Below are 12,404 nucleotides of genomic sequence, written 5' to 3' on the forward strand. Positions count from 1 at the left end.
AACAAATACTAAAAGTTTTGATAAGAAATAGTAAGGTATTAATGATTAACAGAAAGTAGCCGGTTGTTGAGAGGCGCACGATTTTGAAATACCTGAATTCATCTTTGAACTTCGCACCGAATTAGAGTAGGCTGCGACGGCTAGAGTACAGTCGTTATCTTGTCTAGGTATTTATTTAGGTACCTGTTAAGTCGATTTATGCAAGTAAATCGAGAATAAAGGTGGTAACACGAACAATTAGTCTCGTCCTTTTCCAGAGTGGAAAGGACGAGTTTTTTTGTTTTATCAATAAATAAAACGAACCAATTAAAAAAAGGAAAATGAAAGGGTGTATTTTAATGAGTTTTAAACCACTAAGTGAAGTAATCAATTTTGAAGAAGTTAAATCATTATCTAAACTAACCGAAGAACAACTAAAAAAGAAAAAAGTTCGTGATCTAGAACTTCGTGAAATTATTGAAGGAAAAAGTGATAAAATTTTATTGGTAATTGGCCCTTGTTCGGCTCATGAAGAAGAAGCAGTTATGGAATATGTGACTCGATTAGCAAAACTACAAGAAGAAGTAAAAGATAAAATTTTTATGGTTCCTAGAGTCTATACTAATAAACCTCGTACAAATGGAGATGGATACAAAGGTTTATTGCATCAACAAGATCCAGAAGGTCAAACAGACTTGATTCAAGGAATCGCTGCAGTGAGAAAACTACATAATCGTGTGATTAGCGAAACCTCACTAACAACAGCAGATGAAATGCTTTATCCTGAAAATTTAGAGTTTGTTGAAGATTTAGTTAGTTATATTGCGGTGGGTGCTCGTTCGGTAGAAGATCAACAACATCGTTTTGTTGCTAGTGGAATCGATCAACCAACAGGGATGAAGAATCCAACAAGTGGGAATTTGAATGTATTATTCCATTCATTATATGCTGCACAACAACAACAAGAATTTATTTTTAATGGTGTCGAAGTTCAGTCAAGTTCTAATCCACTTGCTCATGTCGTTTTAAGAGGTGGACTAAACGAATATGGACAAAATATTCCGAACTATCATTATGAAGATTTACTAAAAGTAGTTGAAATGTATAAAACAGGTAACTATAAAAATCCATTTATCATGATTGATACAAATCATGACAACTCTGGTAAAAAATGTCAAGAGCAAATTAGAATTGTGAAAGAAACGATGTCAAACCGAGCGTGGAATCAAGATCTTAAGCAGCTAGTACGTGGATTTATGATTGAAAGTTTCCTTGAAAGTGGTCGTCAAGAATCAGATGGAAAAGTATTTGGTCAATCAATTACGGATCCTTGTTTAGGTTGGCAAGATACGGAAGAATTAGTTAGATTTATTGCTGAGAATGCATAATTTTTGCTGAATTGATCAGAGTCTAACGATGTAGAAAAACATTAAAGATAAAAGTCATCCATCAAATTCGTTGGATGACTTTTATCTTTATATGAAGGAATTTCAAAAAAAAATTAATTTGAACTTTTCAATCATATTCAGGAACTTCTAGTACAATGACTTTTTATTTCAATATTTTTTTCACTAACGTTTTCCAGAGATTTTTAGAGTTTTTCAATAATATTGGAAACAATATTTTCTACAGTTAATCCATTCTCAGCCATTAGTTCTTTAGCGTCGTAACGATCGTGAAAAGCTTTTTCCAAACCATAATTTTGAATTTTCAGCGAGGTATTTCCTAGATAGCTAGCGACAGTTTGACCATAACCTCCATCAATAATACCATCTTCCAATGTTACAATCACTTGATGATCTTTTTGTAACAAATCAAGTAATTCTGTATCTAATCCCGAAATATATTTAGGATTGATAACGGTTGCTTTGATTTGATGCCTAGTTTCTAATTCTGTCGCAACTTCTTCTGCTAATGAGTAAAAATTCCCCAATCCCATAAGTACTATTTTTGAACCTGTTTGCGTCACTTGATTTTTAAATAAGTCTGAATAATCGGTAGAATCAGGAATTCCTGTCTCTTTTAATGGGCCAACAGGAACACGAATGGCCACAGGATGTTCATCTTGTTCAATCGACCAATCCAACATCGCTAAGTATTCTTCTTTATTTGTTGGCGCAAGATAAATGATATTTGGAATATGACTCAAAAATGGAATATCAAATATTCCTAGATGTGTCTCATCGTTCATGCCATTAACAGAGGCTGAATAAACCAAAATAGTGCCAGGTAAATTATTTAAGGCCAAATCATGAGAAATTTGATCGTAACTTCGTTGCATAAAGGTTGAGAAAACAGCCCAAATCGGTTTTGCTCCATTTTTAGCTAAGCCAGCAGTCATTGTTGCTGCATGTTCTTCAGCAATTCCAACATCAACAAATTGTTTTCCAGCTACTTTCCGTTGCTCAGGTGTAAATAAAATCATTGGTGTTCCAGCGTTTAAAGCGACAACCTTCGGATCAGAAGCCATTTTTTTCAGTAAAAACTCTGTGGTAATGCTATTGTAGGTTTCACTTGGAGTTCCATTAGTTAAATAGTCACCTGTTTCTAAACTAAAGGGACCACCAGCATGAAATTTTTCTGGATTTTCTTCAGCAAATTTAAATCCTTTTCCCTTAATTGTATGGATATGAAGTAAAACAGGTTTGGTTGAGTCTTTTACTTTTGAGAACAAAGCCATCAATGCCTGTAAATCATTTCCTTTATCAAGATAATAATAATCAAAACCAAGTGCTTTAAAAAAATTGTTTTCAGCGTTTCCATTTGACATTCTAAGGTCATGTAAATTTCGGTAAAGACCACCAAAATTTTTAGCGATTGACTGATCATTGTCATTGACAACTACAATGGTATTCGTTCCTTGTTCAACGATATTGTTCAAGCCTTCATACGCCAAACCACCAGATAAAGAGCCATCTCCAATGACTGCGATGACATTGTTATTTTCTTTTTTTAAATCACGCGCTTTAGCGACACCATTCGCTAAAGAAAGAGACGTAGAGGTATGGCCGATTGTGAATAGATCATGCTCGCTCTCTTTCGGATTTGTATATCCTGAAACGTCATCGTAATGAGTTGCATCAATGAATGCCTGAGCGCGTCCTGTTAACATTTTATGCAGATAGGTTTGGTGAGAAACATCAAAAATCATTTTATCGATGGGTGAATCAAAAACGGTGTGTAAGGCAACTGTCATTTCGACCATCCCAAGGTTAGGACCGTTATGCCCACCGTGTTGACTTACTTTTTCAAGTAAATTTTCTCTAAGCTCGGTTACAAGAGTTTGTAATTCTTGATTTGATAGTGTTTTTAACTCTTTTGGACTTTTAATTTTTTCTAACAATAGTAAAATCTCCTTTCTATTGAATCTATCTTACAACTTAAAGTCCACTCTAAGTCAAGAAAAAATTGAAATTTTTACGAGTCCTCTATATAATAAGAGAAGTTTAACTATGATAGATTTTAAATAGGGAGTTGGAAACTATTAAACATAAAAAAAGAATGCTTCTTTTTCTAATCAGTCTTTTTGTTCTTGTTTTAATATTTTGGTTTGTAAAAAATGAATGTCCAGTCAAAATGCAGACTCAAATTGATAAATCCAGTTATTTTGATCGAAAAATGAACGAGCAAGATAAAATTTGGATAATTTCTGATCTTCATTATCTTTCACATGAATTACACGATCAGGGAGAGAAGTTTCAATTTATAAAAAATACTTCCGCAGGCAAGGATTTAGATTTTTCTAAAGAACGTTTAGAAGCATTGATTTGGCAAATAGAGCAAGAAAAACCTAAAATCTTACTTGTAAGTGGAGATTTAACACTAAATGGGGAAAAATTAAGTGCTGAAGAGTTAGCAAATTATTTTGAACGAATCACTAAAATTGGAACACAAGTTTATGTTATACCAGGAAATCATGATATCTCAAATGGTTGGGCAAGAAAGTATCGTGGAACTAAAGCTGAAAATGCGGATCAAATTTTACCGGAGGAATTTGCTGAAATTTTTTCACTTGCTGGTTATTCTGAAGCTTTTTCAAGAGATAGTGACTCGTTAAGTTATGCGGTTCGTCCATTTAATGATGTAATTATTGTGATGATTGATACAAATAAGTATATGAATACAGCAAGTAGTTCTAGTCCTGCAACAAGTGGAAAAGTAAGAAAAGAAACATACAATTGGTTGAACGAAATCTATTCTCAAGCAAAGAAAGAAGACGCTGTAGTGATTCCAGTCATGCACCATAATTTAATCGATCATAATTCAATGGTCAATCAAGGATTTACGATTGATGATGCGGACTCACTTCAAGACTATTTTCTTTCCAAACAAGCAAATCTCATCTTTAGCGGTCATATTCATGCTCAGAACATAGCAGAAGTCAAAAAAGATTCAGAAACGATTTATGATATTGCTACGGGAAGTTTTGCATCATTGTCGAATCCGATTGGAGAAATCGAAATTAAGAATCAAGCGTTGAGCTATACGAAAAAAAATTTGCTTATGAATGATTGGGCGAAAGCTACTGACCAAATTAATCCGCAATTATTAGATTATGAAGCGTATTCTACTTCTTTATTTTATGAAGATGGAGTCAATATGGCAAAAAATCAACTGATACAAGAGGGATGGGCGAATCAAAAAGAACAAGATGAGATTGCTTCATTTATTGGCCGGATTAATGTTTGGTATTTCGCTGGTTCTAAGCAACGAAAGAAAGAGTTTGAAGCTTTTAAAAATGAAGAGGGATACCAGCTTTTGCAAAAGCATCAAGATAGTTTTTTGACTAAATATGTCGAATCAATTTTATCGGAGAAGAATTTTAATGATAGCTATTTAGAAGTGAAGCGCGAACAGTAGCTGAAAAATCATTTTTTTGCATCGAATAAAAATAGAAATCGTTTAAACTGAACCAAAGTTAAGATTTAAATGTAATAATCGGTTTTTTACTATATAAGAGTAACAGAACCTTCGAGGTTAATGTCAGAATATTTAATTTCAAGAACCAAGCAGGTATGATACTTCATCGAATCTCTTCGTTATTCGAATGAATCACAATAAGCGACTAATCACAAAAATGATAAGAAACACGAAAGGTTCCCATTCGATGTTGAATGATTCCTATCTGATTGTTTTTTCAAATTTTTGTAATTGGTCGCTTATCTTTTGCTACTTAAACCATTGATCAACGTCATAATACCATCTTATAGAATTGAACAATTGAACGAACTACCAGTTATTACGTACTTTATAATAAATGATAGTTCATTTGGAAATTGTCGAGATTCTGATAATTATAAGTCATTTATTCGGTTTTAGGAGATACAACAAAATTTTAGTTTCACTAACCTGTCAAATCCACATTTTATGCGATATTTTTGTGATTAAGCTCCTTTTTATCGGAATTGCCCAAACAAAATTGATTTTTCAATTTTCCCTAAATTACCTTCAATTGAATTTTTTTGACTAGAGGTTGGGAAGCCGGCAGAATCAATGCAGTCTCTATAAGTATAACTAAAAGTAAGCTCAAAACAATCGAGTGTTTTTATAATCTCACCATCTGCATTGAGAAACTCTTCTATCGGATAATAGTCATAAGTCCCATCATTTCTAAGTTTTTTTGCTACCTTTGGAAGTTCGACGACAGAAGGATCAATGCTATTTCCATCTACATCATAAACACTTTCAACGAAGTCCACTAACTTTAAAGGAGTGGATTTCGTTGGAAGACTGATGATTAAATTGGCTTTATCTGATTTAATACATCCCGTTCCGAAACGAGCAAAACTTTGCTGAACAAAACCAATACTTCCGATGATACTAACGATAGCAACGATTACAACAGTAACGATTTTTCTTCTTTTCATTTTTAACATTCCTTTCATATTATATAATTAAATAAATAATTTCATAAAACTGAAGAATCATTCAATTAACAATAATACTATTGACTATATTTAATGAAAATGAAATGAAACAGATTCTGTTTATTTTCATTAAAAAAATTTACTTACTTCACGACAAATTATAATATATATTTATTTTTTTGTGAAATGATATGGTAATTAAAAAGTCACTTTATGGGTAAAAAACATATATTTTTAGGTGAAATTGAAAATCATAAATAAATAAATAATGATATTCTTATTATTTATTCGGAAAATATTCCATGGTTGAATTCCTTCATAAAATTAAACCACCTTGTCTTCTATTTATTAATTTTATACTGGTTGTTTGTATTAAATCTTAGTGAAGTAAGCTTATTGAAATTAAAAAATTCTTTCTTTATAAAAACTTTATTATTCAGAGAGAACCTATTTATTTTACTTTGCTATAGTTAAAATTAGGAAATGAACAGTGAAATCAATAGTATTTAGGAGGAAAAGGATGAAAACTACTCAAAGAAAAATTTTGGAAATCAATGAATTGACCAAAAAAATAGGAAAAGAATATCTTGTAAATCAGTTAAGTTTTAGTCTAAATAAAGGAGATATATTTGGTTTTCTTGGACCAAATGGCTCAGGTAAAACAACAACATTGCGTATGATTACTGGTTTGGTTTTTCCAACGTCAGGTGGTGTTTTCATTGATGGTAAATCAAGTATCAAAAATTTACATGAAGCATTGACTTCGATTGGAAGCATTATTGAAAATCCAGCATTTTATTTAAATTTAACAGCGAAACAAAATCTTAAACTAAGTGCGACTTTATCAGAACAAGTTATAACAGCTAAAAGAATTGAAGAAGTATTAGCCATTGTTAAATTAACTGAAGCAAAAGATGAAAAAGTAAAAAATTATTCTTTAGGGATGAAACAACGTTTAGGATTAGCTAATGCTTTATTAGCGTATCCTAAAATTATTATTTTAGATGAACCGACAAACGGAGTTGATCCAATTGGTTTATATGAAATGAAAGAGCTAATCAAAGATTTAGCGAAAAAAGAGCAGATTACTTTTTTAATTTCCAGTCATATGTTGAGAGAAATGGCTGATTTATGTAATAAAGTAGCAATCATTGATCGGGGAAAATTATTAGCCACTGGAAATGTCCCTCATTTATTAAAAAAACATCAGGTTAAGGATTTAGAAGCACTATTTTTTGCCTGTGTGAAAGGAGAGGCGAGATGAAAACGATTGGTTACTTAACCATTTTTGAATTAAGAAAAGCCTTTAACGCTAAAAGCCTATGGATTTTTGCTTTGATTTATAGTGTTAACTTTCTCTTATCAGCTCTTTTTTTTAAATTGTATGGAAGCGAAGGGACTGTTTTAACGGTAGGAAATGCGCAATCCTTCCCAATTCAACATTTGCAAGGGAATTATTTAGTTGGCGGACTATTTATGGCTATTTATGTCGGCCAACTAATAATTCAAGAACGAACACAGGGAACAATGAAATTAATTTTACTACGTGCTGTATCAAGAAGACACTATTTTATTAGTCGTATCTTATCGATAGTTGTTTTTTCGCTGTTACTTTTTTTAATTATGCTAACATTAGCCTATGTTATTGGTTGGTTGGCTTTCGGATGGGGTGAGGAGCTTGTTTTTCATGAAGTCACAGCAACTGGGGTGAGCGGAGTAAAGCTGACGTTAATCTGTGGTTTTGCTTATTCAGTTGCTTATTTTGTTTTTGGAATCGTGTCTCTCGTGGTTTCGTTAGTTGCGAGCAAACTATTAGAGACGGTTTTAATAATGGGGGTTACGTTAATAGCAGGTGAATCACTTGAACTATTTCCAGCAATCAATCAGTTTTCGCTTACTCATCAATTATATTTTTTTGGTACAGATTTTTTAGAGAAATCAAAAACGATTTGGCTACAGAACATGGGGATTCTCGGTGTCTATCTACTTATTTTTGGTTTAATCGGTTATTTAGTCTTTAGAAGGCAAGATTTAATGATATGAAAGAGGTGAAAATGAATGATTAAGCAAATTAATTTTGACTATCGCAAGCTATTTTATCAAAAAAAATATCTGTTTTTCATCTTTAGCTTAGTTTTCTTAAGTTTTATCTATACCTCAATTGGAATCAAACAAAATTTATTGAATTTTGAACTGAATTTTAAGCTGCTTTTATTTTTTCGACCTATTTATTGGTTACTTTGTTGCTATATTATCTCGGATATCATAACAAGCGACTATCATTTTCAAACGCTAAAAACGATTTTACCTCATACATATAGTCGAATGAATTATTTATCCTCAAAATTGTTTGTTACTTTGACTTTTTGTTATAGCCTTTTTTTAGCTCTATTTTTGGGGAGTGATTGTGCCAAAATAGTTTTTTCAATAGAATATAGACCGTTCCTTGTAGAAAAAAATTTTTTAGTTATATCTGGTTCTATTTTGGTCAGTCTTTTTTGCTTAGCATGTCTATTTTTTTTTAGCATGATTCTAACTGGAAATGAAGTGTTAACGATTAGTTTAGCTTTTGGAGTTATTCTTTTGTGCTTCATTTTAGAATCTTTCGAGCCGTTTACTGTTTATTTACCAACCATGTGGATGTTATTTATTTCACAAAAAAGTCATTTCACTAAGGTATTGTGGGTGCTGCTAATTTGGTTTTTAGGAGCAACAGGGATAGCTGTAGTTACGTCTATACGATTTTGTAAAAAAGATTTATTTATCTAATAACGTTTTTCATTAAAATTTATTGATATAATAAAAGAATATGAAACGATATATGAGAGGAGTTTTAAATGGCGAAAAAAAGAATTTTGATTATTGAAGATGAATATGATTTGGCAATAATGATTGAGAAATATTTGCTGAATGAGCATTATGAGGTAACGATTGTTAGTAATGGTGGTGTTGCATTCACTCAATTTGAAGCATTAAGCCCAGATTTATTGTTATTAGATTTAATGCTTCCTGAAAAAGATGGTTTAGAGATTTTACGTCAAATTCGAGCGACATCAATGATTCCTGTAATCATTATTAGCGCGAAAGAAACTGAATTTGACCGGATTTTGGGTTTGAAGTTAGGTGCAGACGACTATTTAAGTAAACCTTTTTCGATGAAAGAATTAGTTGCACGCGTTGAAGCGATTTTTAGAAGGATTGACAGTTACCAGAATAAAGCTGAAAAGGCGACTACCATCTCTTACCATCATTTTTTCATTAATCTAACCTCGCGAGAAATTTTTAAGAAGCAAGAAGTAGTTGATTTGACTGCAAAAGAATTTAATTTGTTAACCTTTTTAGCAGAACATCCAAGGCAAGTTTTTAGTAAGGAGCAGATTTATGAGCAAGTTTGGGGTATGGATGGCTATGGTGCAATTAATACGGTTACGATTCATGTTCAAAAAATCAGAGAAAAACTTGGAGCAAATCATGGGATTTTTACGGTAAGAGGAATCGGCTATCGTTTTGATGGAGAGCAAACATGAAAAAAGGAATGATTCGTCATTTAGTTATCGTATGTCTTCTTTTTTTATTGCTACCGATTGGTTTTATTTCGGTAACCGCTCAAATAAAAGCTTTATGGGTAGTGATTGCATATGTGGCAATCCCATTCTCACTATTGACTTTCTATACAATTCTGTATCTAAAAAAACGTTTAATCCAACCCTTAAACTCTTTAGTCGAAGCAGCCAAAATTATTGCTTCAGGAGACTTAGCTCATAAAATTGACCATGCAACTGACGATGAGTTAGGCGAATTTACGTTGGCTTTTGATCAAATGCGTGAAACAATTTATCAACGGCAAAAACAGCAAGAACTATTCGAAGAAGAGCGCAAACAATTTATTGACAATATTTCGCATGATTTAAAAACACCGTTAGCTTCTATTTCTGCGTATATTGAAGCCTTGCAAGATGGACTAGTTTCTGAAACAGAAGAACAGCAACATTATTTTAAAATTATCGAAAATAAAATCACTGTATTGACAGAGTTATCGAAACAATTGAGTTTGAGTTATGAAACACCAGAAACGTTGTCAGTATGCATGCAACCTGTTCCTTGCTACGCATGGACGCTTGATTTTTTTGAAGATCTAAAAGTAGAGTGCCAAGCAAAAGGAGTCTATTGTGAATTACATAATCAATTAGCAGAATATGAGCAATCGGTAATCACTATCGATGGAAATCAATTCGATCGTGTTTTAGAAAATATGGTTAGTAATGCGTGTCGATATTATCAAAAGTTCTTTTCAATCACTGTTGCTCGTCAAAAAAATAATTTTGTTATCTGTATTGAAAATGATGGGTTAAATAACTCCAATACAGATATAAAAAAAGTATTTGATCGATTTTATACTGAAGAAACAATGAATGAGGAAGGACACCTTGGTTTAGGTTTATCTATTGCACAATCTTTGATACGAGCAATGAACGGCGAGATTATCGTACGAAGTCAGGATGATCGAATCAAATTTTTAATTTATTTACCGATTTTACCTCGAAAAAAAGCTACTTGATTTATTAATTAACAAATTTATGAGTTTAAGAAAAAATAAAAGGAGCAAAACATTTATGACAAAAATTACGATTAGAAAAGAAGTTGAAGCAGATTATAGGATTGTTGAAGAAGTTACAAGAGAAGCATTTTGGGATATTTATGTGCCAGGTGCTTCAGAGCATTATTTAGTTCATAAAATGCGTTCTCATAAAGATTTTATACCAGAATTAGCTTTTGTTTTAGAAGTTGATGGAAAAATTATTGGAAATATCATGTATACAAAAGCAACATTGATTGATGAAAATGAAAAGAAACGGGAGATTCTAACGTTCGGACCAGTCTCTATTTTGCCGCAATATCAGCGACAAGGCTATGGAGCAAAACTTCTTGAGCACTCTTTTGAACAGGCAAGAAAGCTCGGTTACGATGTAATTGTTATTTTTGGTAGTCCATCAAATTATGTTAAACATGGGTTTAAAAGTTGTCAAAAATTCAATATTTGTCTAGAAAATGGTCAATTTCCAACAGCGATGATGGTTAAGGAATTGCAAGTTGGAACTTTGGATAAGAAGAGATGGAATTATTTTGAAAGTCCTGTGATGAGTATTGATGAAAAACAAGCTGAAACATTTGATCAAACTTTTCCAAAACTTGAAAAAAGCTATTCATGCAGTCAAGAAGAGTTTTATATTTATAGTCATTCATGTATTTCACTTTAAAACTTAGATAGTTAAACTATCTTTCATTTATCTGAAATATCTACCAGTTTTAAAAGGAGCTTTAAAATGAACTTTATTACTTCTATTGAATTTGCAAGAAAAAATAATATCTCTCCTCGAATGGTCGCTTATTATTGTCAAAAAGGACAAATTCCAGGAGCAATTAAAAAAAGCAAAACATGGTTTATTCCGCTGGAGGCTAAGAAACCATTGGATAGACGTCGAAAAAGCAACAAAAATCCAGTAGATTCAATTATTCCAGCTATTGATGGGGATGTAAATCAAGTCGATATCCGTAAAGCATCAGATCGTTATCATATTCAAGAGATTAATGATTTTATTGGGGTAACGAGGGAAGGGATTCGTTATTATGAACGACTAGGATTGATTCAACCAATGAGAGAGCATGCGAATAATTACCGAACATTTAATGGATTTGATGTATTTCGACTGATGGCAATTGATTTTTATCGCAAAAGAGGGTTTAGTAATCCCGAAATTAAAGATTTTTTTCAAGTAACTCAACCCGAAAATTTTTTAACTGCTTTCGAAGCAAAAGAAAATGAACTAGAATTAGCAATTAGTCAGTATCAAGACATGCTAACTAAATTAAAAGAAACAAAAGAATATATCAACGAGTTAGCAACTAGCTACAATGTTTTTAGTATCAAGCAATTACCGACTTACGACGTTAAGAATAATTTCTCGTCTTTTTCTGATTTCTATGATTATCAAGAAAAAGTTTTTACAGCAAAAGATTTTTCAGAGCAAGATATCCTCTCTCATTTAGTTCGAACACTTTATTTTGATGAAATAGGTTACACAGGTTCGCAAATGTCTATTATTGAACTAACTAATAATCCAGTTAGTGAGCAATCATGTATTCATATTAAGGTTTCGGCAGATAATAATGATGAGAAATTAACTGAAAAAATGCTGAAAAATTGTAATAAATGGGCAAAAGAAAACCAACTTTCGTTAAAAGGTGAAGTTCATATTTTTATTCGTCTAGTCCTATTTGGAGAAACCGAACATAATTATTATGATGTTTATGTTCCTATAAAAAATGAGTGATTTTTACTTGACTTTGTTTTAACAACATAGTCTAAACTTTGTTTTGTAACTAAAAACAAAGGAGTCTTAATCATGAAAAAACAAACGAATGTAAAACAATTAGGTGCTTTAGAAATTATTTTGTACCATCTTTTACCAGGAATTCCGATTTTGATTTTGAGTATTTCTTTTCAAATCCATACTTTGGGATTGGATTATCCATATTTTCATCATTGATGTTGGCGAT

General features: G+C 32.0%; 11 protein-coding genes and 1 other annotated feature. Of the genes, 9 read left to right on the plus strand and 2 right to left on the minus strand.

Annotated elements, in window-relative coordinates; all coding sequences use genetic code 11:
* The first annotated feature begins 8 nt into the window (after positions 1-8).
* Positions 9-254 (plus strand) — a binding site (T-box leader).
* An 84-nt stretch (positions 255-338) separates the two neighbouring features.
* Positions 339-1,367: a 3-deoxy-7-phosphoheptulonate synthase gene (locus ACYSNW_RS12680; RefSeq protein ID WP_461745032.1), complete on the plus strand. Its 1,029-nt coding sequence runs from the start codon at positions 339-341 to the stop codon at positions 1,365-1,367.
* Between the two features lie 203 nt (positions 1,368-1,570).
* On the opposite strand, the gene ACYSNW_RS12685 is transcribed toward ACYSNW_RS12680, so the two are convergent.
* Positions 1,571-3,331 carry a 1-deoxy-D-xylulose-5-phosphate synthase gene (locus ACYSNW_RS12685; RefSeq protein WP_461745177.1) on the minus strand — a complete coding sequence of 587 codons (1,761 nt, stop codon included), beginning with the start codon at positions 3,329-3,331 and terminating at the stop codon, positions 1,571-1,573.
* 224 nt (positions 3,332-3,555) lie between these two features.
* Here ACYSNW_RS12685 and ACYSNW_RS12690 point away from each other — a divergent pair, with 224 nt between their 5' ends.
* The gene (locus ACYSNW_RS12690) at positions 3,556-4,839 is read left to right on the plus strand and encodes a metallophosphoesterase (RefSeq protein ID WP_461745033.1); all 1,284 of its coding nucleotides are present in this window, start codon (positions 3,556-3,558) and stop codon (positions 4,837-4,839) included.
* Positions 4,840-5,375: 536 nt separating this feature from the next.
* Here ACYSNW_RS12690 and ACYSNW_RS12695 read toward each other — a convergent pair.
* Positions 5,376-5,846, minus strand: a complete 471-nt coding sequence (locus tag ACYSNW_RS12695; RefSeq protein ID WP_461745034.1) for a hypothetical protein — start codon at positions 5,844-5,846, stop codon at positions 5,376-5,378.
* A 520-nt stretch (positions 5,847-6,366) separates the two neighbouring features.
* Here ACYSNW_RS12695 and ACYSNW_RS12700 point away from each other — a divergent pair.
* The 7 genes from ACYSNW_RS12700 to ACYSNW_RS12730 all read left to right on the plus strand — a co-directional run bounded on the left by ACYSNW_RS12700 (position 6,367) and on the right by ACYSNW_RS12730 (position 12,394).
* Entirely contained in the window at positions 6,367-7,110 is a 744-nt protein-coding gene (locus ACYSNW_RS12700) for an ABC transporter ATP-binding protein (RefSeq protein ID WP_461745036.1), read from the plus strand.
* Positions 7,107-7,889, plus strand: coding sequence for an ABC transporter permease (locus tag ACYSNW_RS12705; protein ID WP_461745038.1), 783 nt, complete (start codon positions 7,107-7,109; stop codon positions 7,887-7,889). Before ACYSNW_RS12700 ends, ACYSNW_RS12705 begins: the two co-directional genes overlap by 4 nt.
* 794 nt (positions 7,890-8,683) lie before the next feature.
* A complete protein-coding gene (locus ACYSNW_RS12710) occupies positions 8,684-9,373 on the plus strand; it encodes a response regulator (protein WP_461745040.1) in 690 nt (229 codons plus the stop codon).
* Entirely contained in the window at positions 9,370-10,404 is a 1,035-nt protein-coding gene (locus ACYSNW_RS12715; protein ID WP_461745042.1) for a HAMP domain-containing sensor histidine kinase, read from the plus strand. Before ACYSNW_RS12710 ends, ACYSNW_RS12715 begins: the two co-directional genes overlap by 4 nt.
* A 55-nt stretch (positions 10,405-10,459) precedes the next feature.
* Positions 10,460-11,104: a GNAT family N-acetyltransferase gene (locus tag ACYSNW_RS12720; RefSeq protein WP_461745045.1), complete on the plus strand. Its 645-nt coding sequence runs from the start codon at positions 10,460-10,462 to the stop codon at positions 11,102-11,104.
* A gap of 66 nt (positions 11,105-11,170) precedes the next feature.
* The gene (locus ACYSNW_RS12725) at positions 11,171-12,178 is read left to right on the plus strand and encodes a MerR family transcriptional regulator (protein WP_461745047.1); all 1,008 of its coding nucleotides are present in this window, start codon (positions 11,171-11,173) and stop codon (positions 12,176-12,178) included.
* Between the two features lie 72 nt (positions 12,179-12,250).
* The gene (locus ACYSNW_RS12730) at positions 12,251-12,394 is read left to right on the plus strand and encodes a hypothetical protein (protein WP_461745049.1); all 144 of its coding nucleotides are present in this window, start codon (positions 12,251-12,253) and stop codon (positions 12,392-12,394) included.
* Positions 12,395-12,404 lie beyond the last annotated feature (10 nt).

It is taken from the genome of Enterococcus sp. LJL99, assembly GCF_054871725.1.